The sequence below is a fragment of the Streptomyces sp. YJ-C3 genome (genome assembly GCF_053891275.1).
On the sequence record NZ_CM132685.1, the window covers coordinates 861,486 to 881,783 of the forward strand.

Annotated in this window: 14 protein-coding genes and 2 rRNA genes; 9 read left to right on the forward strand and 7 right to left on the reverse strand. The window is 69.4% G+C overall.

The window, feature by feature from the left end; all coding sequences use genetic code 11:
* Positions 1-201: 201 nt before the first annotated feature.
* Together ACVHNB_RS03835 and rrf are read left to right on the forward strand one after the other, a co-directional pair.
* Positions 202-3,322: ribosomal RNA gene (locus tag ACVHNB_RS03835) — 23S ribosomal RNA — on the forward strand.
* A gap of 89 nt (positions 3,323-3,411) precedes the next feature.
* A 5S ribosomal RNA gene (gene rrf, locus ACVHNB_RS03840) occupies positions 3,412-3,528 on the forward strand.
* Positions 3,529-3,630: 102 nt separating this feature from the next.
* Here the strand turns inward: rrf and ACVHNB_RS03845 are convergent.
* From ACVHNB_RS03845 to ACVHNB_RS03865, 5 genes are read right to left on the reverse strand one after another with little or no spacing between them, the layout of a single operon-like run.
* Positions 3,631-4,941, reverse strand: a complete 1,311-nt coding sequence (locus ACVHNB_RS03845) for a DUF58 domain-containing protein (protein ID WP_428952832.1) — start codon at positions 4,939-4,941, stop codon at positions 3,631-3,633.
* A gap of 28 nt (positions 4,942-4,969) precedes the next feature.
* Positions 4,970-5,959 carry an AAA family ATPase gene (locus ACVHNB_RS03850; RefSeq protein WP_428957579.1) on the reverse strand — a complete coding sequence of 330 codons (990 nt, stop codon included), beginning with the start codon at positions 5,957-5,959 and terminating at the stop codon, positions 4,970-4,972.
* On the reverse strand, positions 5,959-7,251 hold the full coding sequence (locus ACVHNB_RS03855; RefSeq protein WP_456227410.1) for a DUF4350 domain-containing protein: 1,293 nt from the start codon (positions 7,249-7,251) through the stop codon (positions 5,959-5,961). The genes ACVHNB_RS03850 and ACVHNB_RS03855 overlap by 1 nt, the downstream gene beginning before the upstream one ends.
* Positions 7,248-7,940 (reverse strand): DUF4129 domain-containing protein, encoded by a 693-nt coding sequence (locus tag ACVHNB_RS03860; protein ID WP_428952830.1) that lies wholly within the window; start codon positions 7,938-7,940, stop codon positions 7,248-7,250. Before ACVHNB_RS03860 ends, ACVHNB_RS03855 begins: the two co-directional genes overlap by 4 nt.
* Positions 7,941-7,944: 4 nt before the next feature.
* Entirely contained in the window at positions 7,945-9,264 is a 1,320-nt protein-coding gene (locus tag ACVHNB_RS03865; RefSeq protein WP_456227411.1) for a glycerophosphoryl diester phosphodiesterase membrane domain-containing protein, read from the reverse strand.
* 140 nt (positions 9,265-9,404) lie between these two features.
* Here ACVHNB_RS03865 and mtnA point away from each other — a divergent pair, with 140 nt between their 5' ends.
* The 7 genes from mtnA to ACVHNB_RS03900 all read left to right on the forward strand — a co-directional run bounded on the left by mtnA (position 9,405) and on the right by ACVHNB_RS03900 (position 18,307).
* Positions 9,405-10,592, forward strand: a complete 1,188-nt coding sequence (gene mtnA, locus ACVHNB_RS03870; protein ID WP_428952828.1) for an S-methyl-5-thioribose-1-phosphate isomerase — start codon at positions 9,405-9,407, stop codon at positions 10,590-10,592.
* 4 nt (positions 10,593-10,596) lie between these two features.
* Positions 10,597-11,286: a two-component system response regulator MtrA gene (gene mtrA / locus ACVHNB_RS03875; protein WP_199836122.1), complete on the forward strand. Its 690-nt coding sequence runs from the start codon at positions 10,597-10,599 to the stop codon at positions 11,284-11,286.
* 1 nt (position 11,287) lies between these two features.
* Positions 11,288-13,465 (forward strand): MtrAB system histidine kinase MtrB, encoded by a 2,178-nt coding sequence (gene mtrB, locus ACVHNB_RS03880; RefSeq protein ID WP_456227412.1) that lies wholly within the window; start codon positions 11,288-11,290, stop codon positions 13,463-13,465.
* Positions 13,458-15,311: an LpqB family beta-propeller domain-containing protein gene (locus ACVHNB_RS03885; RefSeq protein ID WP_428952826.1), complete on the forward strand. Its 1,854-nt coding sequence runs from the start codon at positions 13,458-13,460 to the stop codon at positions 15,309-15,311. The genes mtrB and ACVHNB_RS03885 overlap by 8 nt, the downstream gene beginning before the upstream one ends.
* 208 nt (positions 15,312-15,519) lie before the next feature.
* Positions 15,520-16,305, forward strand: a complete 786-nt coding sequence (locus tag ACVHNB_RS03890; protein WP_428952825.1) for a ComF family protein — start codon at positions 15,520-15,522, stop codon at positions 16,303-16,305.
* A 336-nt stretch (positions 16,306-16,641) separates the two neighbouring features.
* Positions 16,642-17,334, forward strand: a complete 693-nt coding sequence (hpf, locus tag ACVHNB_RS03895) for a ribosome hibernation-promoting factor, HPF/YfiA family (protein WP_428952824.1) — start codon at positions 16,642-16,644, stop codon at positions 17,332-17,334.
* A gap of 220 nt (positions 17,335-17,554) precedes the next feature.
* Complete coding sequence (locus ACVHNB_RS03900; RefSeq protein WP_428952823.1) at positions 17,555-18,307, forward strand: response regulator; 753 nt, start codon at positions 17,555-17,557, stop codon at positions 18,305-18,307.
* A 52-nt stretch (positions 18,308-18,359) separates the two neighbouring features.
* Here ACVHNB_RS03900 and ACVHNB_RS03905 read toward each other — a convergent pair whose 3' ends face one another.
* Positions 18,360-19,523: a winged helix-turn-helix domain-containing protein gene (locus ACVHNB_RS03905; protein ID WP_428952822.1), complete on the reverse strand. Its 1,164-nt coding sequence runs from the start codon at positions 19,521-19,523 to the stop codon at positions 18,360-18,362.
* 30 nt (positions 19,524-19,553) lie between these two features.
* Positions 19,554-20,126 carry a GNAT family N-acetyltransferase gene (locus tag ACVHNB_RS03910; protein WP_428952821.1) on the reverse strand — a complete coding sequence of 191 codons (573 nt, stop codon included), beginning with the start codon at positions 20,124-20,126 and terminating at the stop codon, positions 19,554-19,556.
* Positions 20,127-20,298 lie beyond the last annotated feature (172 nt).

The following is a 20,298-nucleotide window of genomic DNA, read 5'->3' on the forward strand; positions in this document are numbered from 1 at the left end:
AACTCGGGCTGCAAGTACTGCTCTTCGGAGCGTGGAACGCAGACCACGAGGGGCGAGGGTGTCGGGCACGCTGTTGGGTATCTGAAGGTACGGCCGATACGGCTGCCTTCAGTGCCGGCCCCAGTGCACTCGGACTACTGGTTCGGGGTGATGGGTGGTTGGTCGTTGTTTGAGAACTGCACAGTGGACGCGAGCATCTGTGGCCAAGTTTTTAAGGGCGCACGGTGGATGCCTTGGCACCAGGAACCGATGAAGGACGTGGGAGGCCACGATAGTCCCCGGGGAGTCGTCAACCAGGCTTTGATCCGGGGGTTTCCGAATGGGGAAACCCGGCAGTCGTCATGGGCTGTCACCCGCTGCTGAACACATAGGCAGTGTGGAGGGAACGCGGGGAAGTGAAACATCTCAGTACCCGCAGGAAGAGAAAACAACCGTGATTCCGGGAGTAGTGGCGAGCGAAACTGGATGAGGCCAAACCTACGACGTGTGAGACCCGGCAGGGGTTGCGTCGTGGGGGTTGTGGGATCTCTTTTCTACGGTCTGCCGGCCGTGGGACGAGTCAGAAACCGTTGATGTAGGCGAAGGACATGCGAAAGGTCCGGCGTAGAGGGTAAGACCCCCGTAGTCGAAACGTCAGCGGCTCGTTTAAGAGACACCCAAGTAGCACGGGGCCCGAGAAATCCCGTGTGAATCTGGCGGGACCACCCGTTAAGCCTAAATATTCCCTGGTGACCGATAGCGGATAGTACCGTGAGGGAATGGTGAAAAGTACCGCGGGAGCGGAGTGAAATAGTACCTGAAACCGTGTGCCTACAAGCCGTGGGAGCGTCGGATATGTGCTTGCACATATCTCGTGACTGCGTGCCTTTTGAAGAATGAGCCTGCGAGTTTGCGGTGTGTTGCGAGGTTAACCCGTGTGGGGAAGCCGTAGCGAAAGCGAGTCCGAATAGGGCGATTCAGTAGCGCGCTCAAGACCCGAAGCGGAGTGATCTAGCCATGGGCAGGTTGAAGCGGAGGTAAGACTTCGTGGAGGACCGAACCCACCAGGGTTGAAAACCTGGGGGATGACCTGTGGTTAGGGGTGAAAGGCCAATCAAACTCCGTGATAGCTGGTTCTCCCCGAAATGCATTTAGGTGCAGCGTCGTGTGTTTCTTGCCGGAGGTAGAGCACTGGATAGGCGATGGGCCCTACCGGGTTACTGACCTTAGCCAAACTCCGAATGCCGGTAAGTGAGAGCGCGGCAGTGAGACTGTGGGGGATAAGCTCCATGGTCGAGAGGGAAACAGCCCAGAGCATCGACTAAGGCCCCTAAGCGTACGCTAAGTGGGAAAGGATGTGGAGTCGCAGAGACAACCAGGAGGTTGGCTTAGAAGCAGCCACCCTTGAAAGAGTGCGTAATAGCTCACTGGTCTAGTGATTCCGCGCCGACAATGTAGCGGGGCTCAAGCGTACCGCCGAAGTCGTGTCATTGCAGCAAGAGGGCCAACGCCTGCTGTGATGGGTAGGGGAGCGTCGTGTGCCGGGTGAAGCTGCAGCGGAAGCTAGTGGTGGACGGTTCACGAGTGAGAATGCAGGCATGAGTAGCGATACACACGTGAGAAACGTGTGCGCCGATTGACTAAGGGTTCCTGGGTCAAGCTGATCTGCCCAGGGTAAGTCGGGACCTAAGGCGAGGCCGACAGGCGTAGTCGATGGATAACCGGTTGATATTCCGGTACCCGCTGTGAAGCGTCAAACATCGAATCCAGTGATGCTAAGGCCGTGAAGCCGTTCCGGACCCTTCGGGGAATGGAAAGTGGTGGAGCCGCCGGCCCAAGTTGGTAGTAGGTGAGTGATGGGGTGACGCAGGAAGGTAGTCCAGCCCGGGCGGTGGTTGTCCCGGGGTAAGGGTGTAGGCCGTGCGATAGGTAAATCCGTCGTACTTGTGGCTGAGACCTGATGCCGAGCCGATTGTGGTGAAGTGGATGATCCTATGCTGTCGAGAAAAGCCTCTAGCGAGTTTCATGGCGGCCCGTACCCTAAACCGACTCAGGTGGTCAGGTAGAGAATACCGAGGCGTTCGGGTGAACTATGGTTAAGGAACTCGGCAAAATGCCCCCGTAACTTCGGGAGAAGGGGGGCCATTCCTGGTGATGAGTCTTGCACTCTGAGCTGGGGGTGGCCGCAGAGACCAGCGAGAAGCGACTGTTTACTAAAAACACAGGTCCGTGCGAAGCCGTAAGGCGATGTATACGGACTGACGCCTGCCCGGTGCTGGAACGTTAAGGGGACCGGTTAGTCAAGATTCGTCTTGGCGAAGCTGAGAACTTAAGCGCCAGTAAACGGCGGTGGTAACTATAACCATCCTAAGGTAGCGAAATTCCTTGTCGGGTAAGTTCCGACCTGCACGAATGGCGTAACGACTTCTCGACTGTCTCAACCATAGGCCCGGTGAAATTGCACTACGAGTAAAGATGCTCGTTTCGCGCAGCAGGACGGAAAGACCCCGGGACCTTTACTACAGTTTGATATTGGTGTTCGGTTCGGCTTGTGTAGGATAGGTGGGAGACTGTGAACTCTGGACGCCAGTTCAGGGGGAGTCGTCGTTGAAATACCACTCTGGTCGTGCTGGATGTCTAACCTGGGTCCGTGATCCGGATCAGGGACAGTGTCTGATGGGTAGTTTAACTGGGGCGGTTGCCTCCCAAAGGGTAACGGAGGCGCCCAAAGGTTCCCTCAGCCTGGTTGGTAATCAGGTGTTGAGTGTAAGTGCACAAGGGAGCTTGACTGTGAGACCGACGGGTCGAGCAGGGACGAAAGTCGGGACTAGTGATCCGGCGGTGGCTTGTGGAAGCGCCGTCGCTCAACGGATAAAAGGTACCCCGGGGATAACAGGCTGATCTTCCCCAAGAGTCCATATCGACGGGATGGTTTGGCACCTCGATGTCGGCTCGTCGCATCCTGGGGCTGGAGTCGGTCCCAAGGGTTGGGCTGTTCGCCCATTAAAGCGGTACGCGAGCTGGGTTTAGAACGTCGTGAGACAGTTCGGTCCCTATCCGCTGTGCGCGTAGGAGTCTTGAGAAGGGCTGTCCCTAGTACGAGAGGACCGGGACGGACGAACCTCTGGTGTGCCAGTTGTCCTGCCAAGGGCATGGCTGGTTGGCTACGTTCGGAAAGGATAACCGCTGAAAGCATCTAAGCGGGAAGCCTGCTTCAAGATGAGGACTCCCACCCCCTTTGAGGGGTTAAGGCTCCCAGTAGACGACTGGGTTGATAGGCCAGATCTGGAAGCACCGTAAGGTGTGGAGGTGACTGGTACTAATAGGCCGAGGGCTTGTCCTCAGTTGCTCGCGTCCACTGTGTTGGTTCTGAAACCACGAACAACCGTCGAAGCCGATTGGCTACGGCTCCGGTTGACAGTTTCATAGTGTTTCGGTGGTCATAGCGTGAGGGAAACGCCCGGTTACATTCCGAACCCGGAAGCTAAGCCTTACAGCGCCGATGGTACTGCAGGGGGGACCCTGTGGGAGAGTAGGACGCCGCCGAACTATTGTTGAGAAAAGCCCCGGACCGGGATACGGTCCGGGGCTTTTCTGCGTTTACGGCGAATTTTTGTCGGAGCCCCAGCCGCGTGGCGGGGCTCCGGAATGTCAGAGGCGGCCGGCTGATTTCAGGGAGAGGTAGGCGTCCGCCAGGGCCGGGGCCAGTTCCGAGGGGGTTGCGTCCACGACAGTGACGCCGTGGCGGGTGAGCTTGTCCGCGGTGCGGAGACGCTCTGCCTTGGCCTGGGCCGCTGAAGCCGCGTCGTAGATCGATTCCGTGGTGCCTCGGGAGGCCGCCATCATTTCGACCGCGGGGTCGGCGACCGATGCCACGACCACCGTGTGGCGTTTCGTCAGGCGGGAGAGGACCGGGAGGAGTCCCTCTTCGACAGGGGCCGCGTCCAAAGACGTAAGAAGGACGATGAGGGAGCGGCGGGGGGCCGTGTGCAGAGCCGTGGCGGTCAGGCCGCGGGCATCTGTTTCGACCAGTTCCGGTTCGAGAGGGGCCATGGCGGTCACCAGGGCCGGGAGAACCTCGCCTGCTGTGCGGCCCTGGACCAGAGCGCGGATGCGGCGGTCGTAGGCCAGGAGGTCGACGCGGTCGCCGGCTCGGGAAGCCAGAGCTCCCAGGAGAAGAGCCGCGTCCATCGAAGAGTCGAGGCGCGGTGCGTCGCCGACGCGGCCTGCCGACGTACGGCCGGTGTCGAGGACCAGCAGGATGTGGCGGTCGCGTTCCGGGCGCCAGGTGCGGACGGCCACCGCCGACTGCCGGGCCGTTGCGCGCCAGTCGATGGAGCGGGTGTCGTCCCCGGGCACGTACTCGCGGAGGCTGTCGAACTCGGTGCCCTCGCCCCTGGTCAACACGCTGGTGCGGCCGTCGAGTTCGCGTAGCCGGGCCAGCTTGGAGGGGAGGTGCTTGCGGCTGTGGAAGGGGGGCAGGACGCGGACAGTCCAAGGGACCGAGTGCGTGCCCTGCCGGGTGAAGAGGCCCAGGGGGCCGTAGGAGCGGATCGTGACGCGGTCCGCCTGGCGGTCGCCCCTGCGGGTGGGCAGGAGGCGGGTCGTGACACGGCGGCGTTCGCCCGCGGGGATCGTCACGCGGTGGCGGGACGCGTCGTGCTCCGTGCCCGGGCGCCAGGCGCTCGGGGGCCATGCGTCACGGATGTGCGCACGCAGGGGGCGGCGCGCGGGGTTCGTGATCGTGAGAGTGACGTCGGCCGGGTCTCCGGGGCGTACGGAGGTGTCGCCGGAGCGCGTCAGGCGCAGGCGGCGGACCGGGGCGGCCAGCGCGAAGTCGCAGGCGCAGGCCAGGGCCAGGGGAGTGTTGACGGCCAGGATGCCCGTCCAGCTGGGCTCCCAGATCCCTACGGGGAGGGAGCCCAGGGCGGCGAGCAGGGCCGTACGTCCGGTGAGGGCCATGTCGGTGTCGTCTCCGGCCTTGTTCGGATCAGCGGGGGACGGGGACGTGGGTCAGGAGCGCGTTGATGACCGAGTCCGGGGTGACGCCTTCCATTTCGGCCTCCGGGCGCAATTGGACGCGGTGACGGAGAGTCGGGAGGGCGAGGGCCTTCACGTCATCGGGGATGACGTAGTCGCGGCCGGTCAGCCAGGCCCAGGCGCGGGCCGTCGCGAGCAGGGCCGTGGCACCTCGAGGGGAGACGCCGAGGGTGAGCGACGGTGATTCGCGGGTCGCGCGGCAGATGTCGACCACATAGGCCGTGATCTCGGGGGAGATCGTCGTCCTCGCGACCGCGGACCGGGCCGCTTCGAGGTCCGCTGCCGTGGCCACCGGCCGGATGCCCGCCGCGTGCAGATCTCGGGGGTTGAAGCCGGCGGCATGGCGGGTCAGGACGTCGATCTCGTCCTGGCGCGTAGGAAGAGGAACGTTCAACTTGAGCAGGAAGCGGTCCAGCTGGGCCTCGGGCAGGGGGTAGGTGCCTTCGTACTCGACCGGGTTCTGGGTGGCTACGACCATGAACGGGTCGGGGAGCGGGCGCGGGGTGCCGTCGACCGTGATCTGGCGCTCTTCCATGGCCTCCAGGAGGGAGGACTGGGTCTTGGGCGGGGTCCGGTTGATCTCGTCCGCGAGGAGGAGGTTGGTGAACGCCGGGCCCGGCTGGAAGGAGAAGCGCGAGGTGTGGGTGTCGTAGACCAAGGAGCCCGTGACGTCGCTGGGCATCAGGTCCGGGGTGAACTGGACGCGCTTCGTGTCGAGTTCGAGGGAAGCCGCGAGGGCTCGTACAAGAAGCGTTTTTGCTACGCCGGGGACGCCTTCGAGGAGGACGTGGCCGCGGCAGAGCAGGGCCACGACCAGGCCCGTGACGGTGGGGTCCTGGCCGACCACGGCCTTGGCGATCTCGGCGCGCAGGGCCTCCAAAGAGGCCCGTGAGCTGCGGGGATCGGTCGTGGGCCCGGCGTTGTCAGTGGTCGGGTCCATCATGAATGGCGTACCTCTCTTTCGAGGGCGTCGAGGTGGTCGGCGAGTGCGATCAGCGCTGCGTCGGTGGTCGGCGGCGGGCCGAAGAGGAGGGTGTGCAAGTCCTGGGTGGGCGTCGGGAGTTGGCGCGCCAGGGCGGGGAGGAAGGTCTCGGGCGTGTGGGCCTGGGACGGGGGGACGCCGATGAGGGGGGCGAGCTTGGTGCGGGTGGAGATACGCAGGGCCGTGGCGGCGCGGTCCCGGGCGTTCGCCTTGCGGTAGAGGCGGGCGCGGCCTTCGACGGTTTCGGAGGCGCGGATCGCGACGGGCAGGCGCTCGGCGACCAAGGGGCCCAGTCGTCGTGCGCGCCACAGGGCGGCGAGTGCTGCCGCGATGAAGAGCTGCAGGGTGCCCCAGCGCCAGCCCGAGGGGATCAGGTCGAAGAAGCTGCGGTCGTTCTGTGCGCCGCCGGCCGCGGCGTCGTCGGAGAGGGAGGGGAGGTACCAGACCAAGTGGGTTCGGGTACCGAGGAGTTGCAGGGCGAGCGAGGCGTTTCCCTGCTCGTCGAGGCGGTCGTTGAGAAGGATGTCGGGGGAGCCGAGGACCACCGTGTCGCCGTTGCCGGTCGTCGCGGGCAGGCGCAGCAGTGTGGGGGCGCCGTCGCTCGGATAGCAGGAGTCCGCGCCGGCGACCGTGGTGCCGTAGCGGTGGCCGCCGGTTTCGGCAGGGCCGGCGCGACGGGCCTCGGGGAGGGTGCAGCCGGGGGCGAGCGTCGTGGCGGAGCTGGGTTCGGAGTCCGCGGTGACCCCGGGGGCCAGCCGGTCGACGGACGCGGCGCCGGGGGCGACGAGGAGCGTGCGGCCGCCGGAGTCGGCGGTCGCGGCCTGGAGCTGCTCCTGCTGGTGGGCCGTGAGCAGATCGGGGACGGCGACCAAGAGGGTGGTGTCGGGACCGGTCGCGGCCCGCGCCTCGGCGGTGGTGGTGACCAAGCGGGTGTCGACGCCCCTGTCGGCGAGGAGTTCGGCGACGGCGCGGCTGCCGTACTGGTCGGCGGAGCGCGGGTCGAGCATGCCGTGCTTCTCGCCGGAGCGGACGGCCGCGATGGCCACGCCGGCGACCAGGAGGAGGACCAGGGCGAGGGCGATGCCTCGCGTGCGGGTCCAGACCTGCCGGACCGTGGGGGTGGCCGAGGTGTCGTCGGAGGCCGGGGCCGGGGGAGGCGGTGCCGTGAGCGTGGACCCGCCGGTCGGCTGGTCCTCTGGGCTGCCGCTGCCGCTTTCGTGGCGGGGGTTCGGGGTGGAGGGCTCGGTCACCGGGGGGCTCCCGGGGCGGCGGTCAGGGACGGCGTCGTGCGTTCCACCTCGGTGTCCAGGGTGGTCAGGCGCTGGTACGTGTCGGGGGTCGCAGTGCGGCCGCCGTATGCGACGTCGTCGAAGTCGCGCGCCGCGGCGTGCAGGCGGTCCGCGTGCCGGGGCAGCGGACGGGAGGCTTCCGTGGCGGCCTCGTCGGCGGTGCGGCCGGGGCGCGGGTCCAGCAGGGCGCGCTCCTCCAAGGAGCGGACCAGGGCGCGCATCCGCTCCTGGACGGCCTGGTTCCAGTGGCCCTGGGCGGCGTGCGCCTCGGCGGCCGCGCGGTGCTCGGCGGCGCTGCGCGGACGGTCGTCGAAGAGCGGAGCCGCCGAGGTGGGGGAGCGGCGGGGAGTGCCGAGGCGCCACCACAGGGCCACCACCACGGCGACGACGGCGAGCAGGATCACGACCAGGCCGAGTGTGCCGCCCGGAGCGACACCGGAGGCGGCGGAGAACAGGTCGTCGACCCACTCCCAGAACTTGTTCAGGGCGCGCATGAACCAGCTCGGATCGTTCTCGTGGTACGCGGGCTTGGACAGCTCTCGTTCGGCCGCCTCCCGCGCGGGATCGCGCGGGATGGTCACCGGCGGCTCGTCGCCGCCGGCGCGCGTCAGCAAAGCTGCGGCCCTGAGCACTCCCCCGGGCGTGCTCACCGCATCAGCTCCCCGGGGTGGCGCCGGGGGTGTCCCCGTAGCCCTGCAGGCCCGCGGCGCGGGCGAGTTCGAGGTCGAGGGCCTCGCGGCGGATGCGCTGGTCGATGTAGAGCAGCACGGTGACGCCCGCGGTGATCGGGAAGGTGATGGTGGAGCCGACCACCGAGCCGATGCCGCTGATGATCAGGAAGGCCCAGCCCACGTCGCCGCCGGTGTCGAGGAAGCTGCCGAGGCCGTCGCCGCTGACCGCTCCCGCGATGAGGCTGAAGGGGACCAGGATGATCGACGCCACGACGCCCGCGATGATCGACGCGAGGATCTGGATGCCGAAGACCCGCCACCACGAGCCGCGGACGAGCTTGACGGAGCGGCCCATCGCCTTGCGGATCGTCTGCTTCTCCAGCATCAGGGCCGGCGAGGCGAGCGAGAAGCGGATCATCAGCCAGATCGCGACCACGAGGCCGGCGAGACCGCCGATGATCGCGAGGGCGAGCCCCCCTTCGGAGGAGCCCAGCACGGCGACGAGGATGCCGGGCACCGTGCCGACGAGGACGACCGCGGCGGCGATCAGCGGCAGCAGCAGCGTCAGGCCGAGCAGCCGGAGGACCTGCGGCCGGGCATCGCGCCAGGCCTCTCCTATGGCGACGGACCTGCCGAGCACGGCGCGGCTGGTGACCGTCGTCAGCAGGGCCGTGGCGATGATCGTGCCCAGCAGCGTGACGATCTGCACCACGCCCGAGCCGATCAGGACCCCGCCCATCGCGCGGGTGACCTCGCCCGCGCTGGCGTTGGGGTCGTCGAGGGCGTCGGTCGTGGAGTCGTTGAGGACGAAGCCCTGGAGGAGCACGACGAGGAGCTGGGTGAGGACGGCGACCGAGAGCGAGATGCCGAGGACGGTGCGCCAGTAGGTACGCATCGTGGACACCGCGCCGTCGAGGATCTCCCCGACACCGAGCGGGCGCAGCGGGATCACGCCGGGCTTGGCCGCGGCAGGCGGGCCGCCCCAGACACCGGGGCCCCAATTGCCGGGGCCGCCCTGCGGGGGAGCGCCCCAGCCTCCCTGCCCGCCGCCGTATCCGCCCGAGCCGCCCCAGCCCTGGCCGGGCGCCGGAGGCGGCGGCGGGGCCTGGCCGGAGGCGGAGGATCCGGAGGGCGCGGACCACTGGCCGGGCGGCGGCTGCTCCTTGGACCACTGCGGGCCGTGGCCCGCGGCGTCCTGCGGGGCGGCGCCCTGGGCGCCGCCGTCCTGACCGTCCTGGCGGTTGTCGTCGGGGCCGTCGGAGGGGGCAGATCCGGGCGATGCCCAGCCCGGAGTGTCGTTCATCGTCGCTCCTTCAAGGTGCCCGTCCGCGGTCGCGGCGGCAGGTTGGCTGCCATCGTGCCATGGGGTGGGCGCCAGGTGACCTGGCCCCGTAAGGGCTGGACACCTTCAATTGTCGGCCCTGTACGGGGCAGACTGGGCGGATGGCTGATCAGTACGCGCAATCCGGCGAGGACATACGGCCCAGCGAGGACATACAGCCCAAGGTCGTCGACATACCGGCGATCAGGTGGGAGGAACCGGCCGAGGGGCCTGTTCTGGTGCTGCTCGACCAGACGCGGCTGCCCGCCGAGGAAGTCGAGCTGGTCTGCACGGATCCGCAGGGTCTGGTGCAGGCGATCCGGTCCCTCGCCGTGCGCGGGGCTCCGCTGCTCGGTATCACGGGGGCTTACGGGGTGGCGCTCGCGGCGGCCCGCGGGTTCGACGTGCAGGACGCGGCGGACGCACTGGCCGGGGCGCGGCCCACGGCGGTCAATCTCGGGTACGGCGTGCGCAGGGCCCAGGAGGCCTACCGCGCGGCGCTGGGGACCGGGGCGGACGACTCGGCGGCCGTACGGGAGCGGGCGGCCGAGGCGGCGCTCGCCGCCGCGCGGGCGCTGCATCAGGAGGACGCCGAGGGCAGCGCCAAGATGGCCGAGCACGGGATGCGGCTGCTCGACGAGCTGCTGCCCGGCGGCAACCACCGCATCCTGACGCACTGCAACACCGGGGCGCTGGTCTCCGGCGGCGAGGGCACCGCCTTCGCCGTGGCGCTCGCCGCGCACCGGGCGGGGCGGTTGCGCCGACTGTGGGTGGACGAGACGCGTCCGCTGCTGCAGGGTGCCCGGCTGACCGCGTACGAGGCCGCGCGCAACGGGATGGCGTACACGCTGCTCACGGACAACGCTGCCGGGTCGCTGTTCGCCGCCGGTGAGGTGGATGCCGTGCTCATCGGGGCGGACCGGATCGCCGCCGACGGTTCGGTGGCGAACAAGGTGGGGAGCTATCCGCTCGCCGTGCTGGCGCGATATCACCATGTGCCGTTCATCGTGGTGGCGCCGGTGACGACCGTGGATCTGGAGACTCCCGACGGTGCGTCCATCGAGGTGGAGCAGCGGGCCGGGCATGAAGTGACGGAGGTCACGGCGCCGCAGGCGCCGCTGGCCGGAATGGAGGCAGGTGGCGGGATTCCCGTGGCGCCGCTGGGAACGCAGGCGTACAACCCTGCGTTCGACGTGACGCCACCGGATTTGGTGACGGCGATCGTCACGGAGTGGGGCGTTGTGGCGCCTGTGACAGCTGAAGACTTGGGTGAGCTGTGTGCCAGGTCACGCCAGGTAACGATGAGCTAATGGGATGATGTGGTCCATGAAGGGACGAGTCCTTGTCGTCGACGACGACACCGCACTGGCCGAGATGCTCGGCATTGTGCTGCGTGGTGAAGGTTTTGAGCCGTCGTTCGTAGCTGACGGCGACAAGGCGCTGGCCGCTTTCCGTGAGACCAAGCCCGATCTGGTGCTGCTCGACCTGATGCTGCCCGGGAGGGACGGCATCGAGGTCTGCCGGCTGATCCGGGCGGAGTCCGGAGTGCCGATCGTGATGCTCACGGCGAAGAGCGACACCGTCGATGTCGTCGTGGGCCTGGAGTCGGGCGCGGACGACTACATCGTGAAGCCGTTCAAGCCGAAGGAGCTCGTGGCCCGGATCCGGGCGCGGCTGCGGAGGTCGGAGGAGCCCGCCCCCGAGCAGCTGGCCATCGGTGACCTGGTCATCGATGTGGCCGGGCACTCGGTGAAGCGGGACGGGCAGTCGATCGCGCTGACGCCGCTGGAGTTCGACCTGCTGGTCGCGCTCGCCCGCAAGCCGTGGCAGGTGTTCACGCGTGAGGTGCTCCTCGAGCAGGTCTGGGGCTACCGGCACGCGGCGGACACCCGTCTGGTGAACGTGCATGTGCAGCGGCTGCGTTCGAAGGTCGAGAAGGACCCCGAGCGTCCGGAGATCGTGGTGACCGTCCGTGGCGTCGGTTACAAGGCCGGACCGAGCTGACGTGTCCCGGGACAGTGCCGCTTCGGCGCCCGGCAAGCCGGGGTCTCGCTCGGAGCGGCCTGTGGGACCGGCGGCCGGGCCCGCCGCCGCGCGCGGCTCCTGGCTGCGCCGCGTCATGGACGGCGGGCTGCTGCTCCAGGGCGGGATGAACGGCAGCCCGGTGCTGCGCCTGTTCATGCGCTGGGTGCGGCGCCCGCTGCTGCCCGCGATGCGGCTGTGGCGGCGCAACATCCAGTTGAAGGTCGTCGTCACGACGCTGCTGATGTCGCTGGGTGTGGTGCTGCTGCTCGGCATCGTCGTCATCGGCTCCGTACGCAACGGGCTGCTGGACGCCAAGGTGAAGGCGTCGCAGAGCCAGGCCGAGGGCGGCTTCCGCGCGGCCAAGGACCGGGCCGACTCGGCGGTGGCCGGGACGCGGGACGGGCTGTCCGATGACAGCCGCACCCCGATCCCCAAGACCTGGATGAGCGATCTCGCCACCCAGCTCTCCAGCGGAGGCAAGGGCGCCTTCGACGTGGTGACGCTCAGCTCCAGCGAGGTCGGCAGCGGCAGCGGGCGGGCGCCGCGGGGCTCCGGTGGCGTGGAGCCGGACCGCAGCGTGCCCGTGGATCTGCGGGCCCAGGTCGACCGGACGACCAGCGCGTCCCAGGAGTACACGCGGATCGTCTACACCGACGGCCAGCCCTCGCAGCCCGGCCTGGTGATCGGCAAACAGCTCACCGACCCCCAGGGCAACCCCTACCAGCTGTACTACCTCTTCCCGCTCACGCAGGAGGAGAAGTCCCTCGGCCTGGTCAAGGGCACGCTCGCGACCGCCGGACTGTTCGTGGTCGTGCTGCTCGGGGCGATCGCCTGGCTCGTCGTGCGGCAGGTCGTCACGCCGGTGCGGATGGCGGCCGGAGTGGCCGAGCGGCTCTCGGCGGGACGCCTCCAGGAACGTATGAAGGTGACCGGCGAGGACGACATCGCGCGCCTCGGCGAAGCCTTCAACAAGATGGCGCAGAACCTGCATCTGAAGATCCAGCAGCTGGAGGACCTGTCGCGGATGCAGCGACGGTTCGTCTCGGACGTGTCGCACGAGCTGCGGACGCCGCTGACGACCGTGCGGATGGCCGCCGATGTCATTCACGAGGCACGGGTCGACTTCGATCCGGTGACCGCGCGGTCCGCGGAGCTGCTCGCCGATCAGCTGGACCGCTTCGAGTCGTTGCTGGCGGACCTGCTGGAGATCAGCCGGTTCGACGCGGGGGCCGCCGCGCTGGAGGCCGAGCCGATAGACCTCCGGGAGGTCGTACGGCGGGTCGTCGGCGGCGCCGAACCGCTCGCCGAGCGCAAGGGCACCCACATCCGGATCGTCGGCGACGACCAGCCCGTGGTCGCCGAGGCGGACGCGCGCCGCGTGGAGCGTGTCCTGCGCAACCTCGTGGTCAACGCCGTGGAGCACGGCGAGGGCAAGGACGTCGTGGTGCGGCTGGCGGCCGCGGGCGGCGCGGTCGCCGTGGCGGTGCGCGACTACGGGGTCGGGCTCAAGCCGGGCGAGGCCACCCGGGTGTTCAGCCGTTTCTGGCGGGCCGACCCGGCACGCGCGCGTACCACCGGCGGCACCGGGCTCGGCCTGTCGATCGCCCTGGAGGACGCGCGGCTGCACGGCGGCTGGCTGCAGGCGTGGGGCGAACCGGGCGGTGGTTCGCAGTTCCGGCTCACGCTGCCGCGGACGGCGGACGAGGCCCTGCGCGGTTCACCGATACCGCTGGAGCCCGAGGACTCGCGGCGCGGCCGTACCGCGGACGACGCGGAGCCGCCGCAGGGCGAGGGCAGGAAGCTCGCGACGGTGCCGGCGCAGACGCCGTCCGCGCCGTCGAAGGCCCCGATCGCGCCGCGCTTCCAGCAGGCGGCGGTGCCCGCCGACCCGACGGCGCTGCCGGGCAACGGCGCGCGCGTGGTGTCCCGTGGCGGTGCGCACGGCGGCGATGGCGCGGTGAGTGTGCCGCACCAGCCGGGTGAACGCGTCGGTGAGGCGGGCCCGGCCGAGCCGGCGGACGCTGGGGACCGGGACGTGAGCGGCAGGGACGAGGCGCGCACCGGCTCCGGTGCGCGGCGGGGGGACGTGGCCGTGGGCGGGCGCCGCACCGCGGATCGGGAAGAGCGCGCCGAGGGGAGCGACGGCGGTCATGAGTGAGCAGCGGGCGCCGCGTCGACGGCGTGCGGTACGGGCCGGTGCGCTGGCCGGATGCGGCGTGATCGTGCTCGCCGGATGCGCGTCGATGCCGGACAGCGGAGGGCTCGAAGCGGTCGAGGCGTCGCAGCGGCCGGACTCGCAGGTGCGCGTCTTCGCGCTGCCGCCGCAGGACGGGGCCAGCCCCGCGAACATCGTCGAGGGCTTCCTGGAGTCGCTGACCAGCGACGACCCTTCGTACGCGATGGCGCGCAAGTATCTGACGCCGAAGGCGGCGAAGAACTGGCGTCCCGGGCAGCGGACCGTCGTCCTCGCGGACGGCCCCAACACCCGGCCGGTCAGCCAGCAGAACGCGGGCGACGAGGGCCGGACCTTCCGGCTGACAGGCCGCCAGGTCGCCACGGTCGACCAGCAGCAGGCCTATGAGCCGCGCACGAACCAGTACCAGAAGGACCTGCACCTGTCCCAGGTCGAGACGGCCAAGGGCACCCAGTGGCGGATCGACACCGTGCCGACGGGCGTCGTGCTCAGCGAGTCCGACTTCCAGCGGATCTACCAGTCCGTCAACAAGTACTACTACGCGGTGGATTCGAAGTCCGGCGACGGTCCTCCCCGGCAGGAGCTCGTCGCCGACCCCGTCTTCGTGCGGCAGTGGACCGATCCGCTGACGGAGACGGTCAAGGAGGTGCTCGCCGGGCCGACGCGCTGGCTGAAGTACTCGGTGCGGACGTCGTTCCCGACGAACTCGGCTCTGAAGGACGGCGTGGACTCGCTGGCCCCGGACGACGACAACAAGCTGACGGTGCCGCTGAACAAGTACGCGGACGCGGCGACGCCGACCAAGTGCAAGCAGATGGCGGCCCAACTGCTCTACTCGCTGCGGGACCTGTCGTCCTCGAGCGTGAACGAGGTCGAGCTCCAGCGCGCCGACGGCCGCTTCATGTGCGCGCTGAACGAGGGGGCGGCCGACGCCCTGGCGGCGCCGCGGTCGTCCGCCGGACCGGACGCCCCGTACTTCCTGGACGACAAGGGCCGGCTCGTGCGGATGCCCAACAACAGCAGCTCCGACCGGGATCCGGTGCGGGTGCCGGGGCCGCTGGGCGAGGGCGAGCAGCGACTGCGGTCCGTGGCGGTCTCCCGCGACCAGGAGCGCGCCGCGGGCGTGTCGAACGACGGACGTTCGCTGTACGTGGCCTCGTTCGTCAACGGCGCGTCGCTGGGCGACGCGCTGGCGCGCAGCCAGGCCGCCGGTGAGAAGGACGGCTTCTCCACGCCGAGTTGGGACGGGCGCGGGGACCTGTGGGTCGCCGACCGCGATCCGAAGCATCCTCGGCTGCTGGTGTTCGGACAGGGCCTCGGCGACAAGATGCAGGAGGTCGACGTCGAGGGACTCGCCGACGGCGCCCGCATCGAGGCGGTGAAGATGTCGGCCGACGGCGCGCGGACAGCGCTGCTGGTCAAGGAGGACGGCACGACGTCGCTGCGGATCGGACGGGTCGAGCGGGAGTCCGACGGGGACGGCGGCACCGCCTTCTCGATCGCCGGACTGCGCCCCGCCGCACCGGAGATGGAAGACGTCACGGCCGTGTCCTGGGCGGGCGGCAGCCGGCTCGTGGTGGTCGGCCGGGAGGCCGGCGGGCTGCAGCAGATGCGGTACGTGCAGTCCGACGGGTCGAGCCCGACGGGGCAGGCCCTGCCGGGGCTGACCCGGGTGAGCGAGATCGCGGCGTCCGACAACGACGCCTTGCCGCTGCTGGCGCACTCCGACGACGGGATCGTGCGGCTGCCCTCGGGCGCCGCGTGGCAGTCCGTGCTGAAGGACGGAACGGCGCCGGTCTACCCGGGGTAGTGCCCGCGCGCCGTGGGGGAGTTGTTCCGGCGCGGAGCTGTGCGTCCGACTGCGGCTGGCCGGCCGGCCGGCGGAGCGGCGGGCGGACACGAGCCCCGCGCGGCTCTCGGGCAGCCGTCGGCAACGTCCGTCCGTTACTGCCCAGTTGTCCACAGGGTGTTGTCCACAGGGGTGGTCGCCTGGCGCGCATGTTGGCACAGTGGTGGGTATGCGGGCGTGGTGGCAGGACCTCTCCGATCTGGTGCTGCCGGCCCAGTGCGCAGGCTGCGGCAGGTCTCGTACGGCGCTGTGTGCGCGGTGCTCGGCGGCGTTGCGCGGCGCCGTGCCCAGACGGGTGCGGCCGCGCCCGGAGCCGCCCGGGCTGCCCGTCGTGCACGCCGCCGCGCCGTATCGGGACGCGGCGCGGGCCGTGCTCCTCGCCCACAAGGAGCGGGGCGCCCTCGGCCTGGCCCGGCCGCTCGGCGCCGCGCTCGCCGGAGCGGTGCGCGAAGGGCTGCCCAGCCGGGAGCCGGGCGGCACGGTAGCCGTGGCGCTCGTACCCGTGCCCTCGGCACCCCGTGCCGTGCGGGCGCGCGGGCACGACCCCATGCGGCGGATCGCGTACGCGGCGGCCGCCGAGCTGCGCCGCACGGGCGTACCCGCCAGGGTGCTCGCCGTGCTGCGGCAGCGGCGCGCGGTGGCCGACCAGGCGGGGCTCGACGCCCGGCAGCGGCTCGCCAATGTGACCGGTGCGCTGGAGGCGGTGGGCGGGAGCGGTGGGCTGCTCACGGAAGTTGGCCGGATCGTGCTGGTCGACGACCTCATGACGACCGGCGCTTCGTTGGCGGAGGCGGCGCGCGCAATAGGTGCCTTGATGCCGTCGACATCGGGTAGCGGAGAAGGCGGAGCGGGTCGGGAACGCTCCCGGACAGGTCCTGGAATGGCATGCCAGAGCCCGGTCCGGGCAGCCGTGATCGCGGCGTCTCCGGATTCCTTCGAAATAAACCGGAACTGACCAGCAATCTGCGTCGTTGCAGGTAACGAGAGGGTTGTTTCACCTGAATGGAGGTACGCGCCAGTAGAGGGTGACGACATCCGTCCGGGCGAGATATGTTCGGTTGTGAGGAACTTGGCGAAGAAAGGCAGCCACCGTGCCTCGCATATCGGAATGCCGTGCTGTGGGATTGCACAGAGATTTCGCAATCACCCGGTCCGGTGGGGTGGAGATCTTGTTCGTGGGGGAGGAGGAGGTGGAAGTCACCGAGTCCGAGGCTCCGGAAGTGGCCGGAGTCTGGTGCAAAAGGGAGATGCTCCGCCACAGGAGCGGAGCTATCCGGGAACGGAGTTCTGCGTGGACATCGTCGTCAAGGGCCGCAAGACCGAGGTGCCGGAGCGGTTCCGCAAGCACGTGGCCGAGAAGCTGAACCTGGAGAAGATCCAGAAGCTCGACGGCAAGGTGATGAGCCTCGACGTCGAGGTGTCCAAGGAGCCCAACCCCCGACAGGCCGACCGGTGCGACCGCGTGGAGATCACGCTGCGCACGCGCGGCCCGGTGATCCGGGCGGAGGCCTCGGCGAACGACCCGTACGCGGCGCTCGACCTCGCCACCGAAAAGCTGGACGCGCGGCTGCGCAAGCAGCACGACAAGCGGTCGTCGCGACGCGGCACGAAGCGGATCTCGGCTGCCGAGGTCGCCGAGCGCGTCCCGGACGCCGCCACGCTCAACGGGGACGGCACGGTCGCCAAGGACGAGACCGAATCCGACGGCGTACCGATCACCAGGATGGGATCGCTCGAGGTCCAGGGCGAAGGCCCGATCGTCGTGCGCGAAAAGACGCACGTGGCGGCACCCATGACGCTCGACCAGGCGCTCTACGAGATGGAGCTCGTCGGGCACGACTTCTATCTGTTCGTCGACTCCGAGACCAAGGAACCGAGCGTCGTCTACCGGCGCCACGCCTACGACTACGGCGTCATCCACCTCAGCACCGACCCGATGGTCGCCGAGGTGCACAGCGCCGACGCCGGCGACGCCATCGGCTGAGCCCCGCTCGGGCAGGACTGTCCGAAAACACACTCATCCGGTGCCCCTGGAGCGCGCGTGCGCCCCCAGGGGCACCATCGTGCGACCCCCACTTGCACCGCACCGTCGTCGCGCGGGCACCGCGGCATGAAATCATGGCCGAGCCGGGTCAACCGGCGTGGCGGCGCCTCGGGTTGGCGCGGCACAGGAAGACGGGCCACGGCCTTCAGGGGGAGGAACGATGGCGGACAGCTTCGGACCGATGCGGGGCGAGGACGCCGGCGCTGCCGACGGCGGCGCCGGCATGGGACCGGACGCGGGCTCCCCGCGCGAGGAGCCCATCCGGGTCCTTGTGGTGGACGACCACGCGCTGTTCCGGCGCGGGCTGGAGATCGTCCTCGCCGCCGAGGAGGACATCCAGGTCGTCGGCGAGGCCGGCGACGGTGCTGAGGCGGTGGACAAGGCGGCCGACCTGCTGCCGGACATCGTCCTCATGGACGTACGCATGCCCAAGAGGGGCGGAATCGAGGCGTGCACCTCCATCAAGGAGGTGGCGCCCAGCGCCAAAATCATCATGCTGACGATCAGCGACGAGGAAGCCGATCTCTACGACGCGATCAAGGCGGGCGCGACCGGTTATCTCCTCAAGGAGATCTCGACCGACGAGGTGGCCACGGCCATTCGCGCGGTGGCCGACGGGCAGTCGCAGATCAGCCCGTCGATGGCGTCGAAACTGCTCACCGAATTCAAGTCGATGATCCAGCGCACCGACGAGCGCCGGCTCGTGCCCGCGCCCCGGCTGACCGACCGGGAGCTGGAGGTGCTCAAGCTCGTCGCCACCGGCATGAACAACCGGGACATCGCCAAGGAGCTCTTCATTTCCGAGAACACCGTGAAGAACCATGTGCGCAACATCCTGGAGAAGCTGCAGCTGCACTCCCGGATGGAAGCCGTGGTCTACGCGATGCGGGAGAAGATCCTGGAGATCCGCTAGCCGGACAGGCCCGGCCCGCAGCCGTCTCCGGCGGCGCGCCCGGCGGCCCCGCTCAGGTGAGCGCCTTCACCAGGGCGGGCTTGAGCGCTGCCGCGTCCACGCGCTCCACCCGGACGCTGTCGCAGCCGACCCAGGCCGCGGCCTCCAGCAGCGCCCCCGCCACCGCAGGGACCGCCTTCGCGCCGTCCAGGGACACCTGCTTGGCGACCAGCGTGGCTCCCTCGCGCGCCGGATCGACACGGCCCACCAGACGGCCGCCGGACAGGACCGGCATCGCGAAGTAGCCGTGGACCCGCTTCGGCTTGGGGACGTAGGCCTCAAGCCGGTGGGTGAAACCGAAGATCCGCTCCGTGCGCGCCCGCTCCCAGATCAGCGAGTCGAACGGCGACAGGAGCGTGGTGCGATGGCGGCCGCGCGGGGCCGACGCCAGGGCCGCCGGGTCGGCCCAGGCCGGCTTGGACCAGCCCTGGACCGTCACCGGGACCAGGCCGGTCTCCTGGATCACCGCGTCGAACTGCTCGCTCTTCAGACGGTGGTAGTCCGCGATGTCCGCGCGCGTGCCGACGCCCAGCGCCTCGCCCGCCTGACGCACCAGGCGGCGCACGCACTCCTGGTCGTCCAGGTCGTCATGGAGCAGCTCGGCGGGGATCGCGCGCTCCGCGAGGTCGTAGACCCGCTTCCAGCCGCGGCGCTCGACGCACACCACCTCGCCGTACATCAGCGCGCGCTCGACGGCGACCTTCGACTCCGACCAGTCCCACCACTCGCCCTTGTTCTTCGCGCCGCCCAACTCCGTCGCGGTGAGCGGGCCTTCGGCGCGCAGCTGCTTGATCACCTGGTCGTACGCGCCGTCGGGCAGGTCGTGGTGCCAGTGCGGCCGGGTGCGGTAGGCGCGGCGGCGGAACGCGAAGTGCGGCCACTCCTCGACGGGCAGGATGCAGGCCGCGTGCGACCAGTACTCGAAAGCGTGACGGTCGGTCCAGTAGGCCGCCTCGATCGTCTTGCGGCCCACCGCGCCCAGACGCGCGTACGGGATCAGCTCGTGCGAGCGGGCCAGCACCGAGATCGTGTCGAGCTGGACCGCGCCCAGGTGGCGCAGCACTCCGCGGACCCCTCCCCGGCGGTCCGGGGCGCCGAGGAAACCCTGGGCGCGCAGCGCGATGCGGCGGGCTTCGTCGGCGGACAGATCGGCGGCGGGACGCGGCAAGGTCGTCATGCCCCGAACGATAGGTGCAGCCACTGACAGTCAGGCCGGTGTCGGCAGGTAGGGCAGCGGGCACGGCAGGCCCAGGTCCGAGGGCAGCAGCGCGCCGATCCAGCAGTCACGCAGCACCTCCTTGTTGAGCAGGCCCGAGCGCAGCACGCCCTCGATCGTGAAGCCGGCCTTCTCGGCGACCGTGCGCGAGCCCACGTTGCCCACCTCGGCGCGCCACTCCAGGCGTGTGCAGGCGAGCTGAGTGAAGGCCCAGCGGGCCAGGCCCAGGGCGGCTTCCGTCATGTAACCGCGGCCGCGGTGCTCCTTGGCCGTCCAGAAACCGATCTCCCAGCTGCCCGCGCGCGGGTGGTGCAGCGAGACCGCGCCGAGGATCGGGCCGTGCTCCTCGGCCCGCACGGCGAAGGTGTACTCGGTGTCGGTGCGCCAGCCGTCCGCGACCACGCGCAGGACGAAGTACTCCGCGTCCGCGCGCGCGTACGGAGAGGGAACCGGCACCCAGCGCTGGATCTCGGGGTCCTGGACCGCCGCGCACACCTCGTCGATGTCGGCGGGCACGAAGGTACGCAGCTGCAGGCGGCCGGTGGTCAGCGTCACGGGGTCCATCGCCCGATTCTGCTCGGGGACAGGGAGGGATGTCACCACTTTTCGTGTCCCTTACCGGCACCTTCCGGGGCCCCTGTCCGTTGGACCTGATGGCAGACCTCCCGGCGCGGTGGGGTCCTCGCATACGATGGCCGTTGCTCAGGCTGTCGCCTGAGTAACCGACCGTGCCAGG

What these genes read in the sequence shown, in the direction of transcription:
- mtnA (WP_428952828.1), top strand. Translation starts at nt 9,405, where the DNA reads ATGGCTGATCAGTACGCGCAATCCGGCGAGGACATACGGCCCAGCGAG.
- ACVHNB_RS03910 (WP_428952821.1), bottom strand. Translation starts at nt 20,126, where the DNA reads ATGGACCCCGTGACGCTGACCACCGGCCGCCTGCAGCTGCGTACCTTC.
- mtrA (WP_199836122.1), top strand. Translation starts at nt 10,597, where the DNA reads ATGATGTGGTCCATGAAGGGACGAGTCCTTGTCGTCGACGACGACACC.
- ACVHNB_RS03900 (WP_428952823.1), top strand. Translation starts at nt 17,555, where the DNA reads ATGGCGGACAGCTTCGGACCGATGCGGGGCGAGGACGCCGGCGCTGCC.
- ACVHNB_RS03865 (WP_456227411.1), bottom strand. Translation starts at nt 9,264, where the DNA reads ATGAACGACACTCCGGGCTGGGCATCGCCCGGATCTGCCCCCTCCGAC.
- ACVHNB_RS03905 (WP_428952822.1), bottom strand. Translation starts at nt 19,523, where the DNA reads ATGACGACCTTGCCGCGTCCCGCCGCCGATCTGTCCGCCGACGAAGCC.
- ACVHNB_RS03885 (WP_428952826.1), top strand. Translation starts at nt 13,458, where the DNA reads ATGAGTGAGCAGCGGGCGCCGCGTCGACGGCGTGCGGTACGGGCCGGT.
- ACVHNB_RS03845 (WP_428952832.1), bottom strand. Translation starts at nt 4,941, where the DNA reads ATGGCCCTCACCGGACGTACGGCCCTGCTCGCCGCCCTGGGCTCCCTC.
- ACVHNB_RS03850 (WP_428957579.1), bottom strand. Translation starts at nt 5,959, where the DNA reads ATGGACCCGACCACTGACAACGCCGGGCCCACGACCGATCCCCGCAGC.
- ACVHNB_RS03890 (WP_428952825.1), top strand. Translation starts at nt 15,520, where the DNA reads ATGCGGGCGTGGTGGCAGGACCTCTCCGATCTGGTGCTGCCGGCCCAG.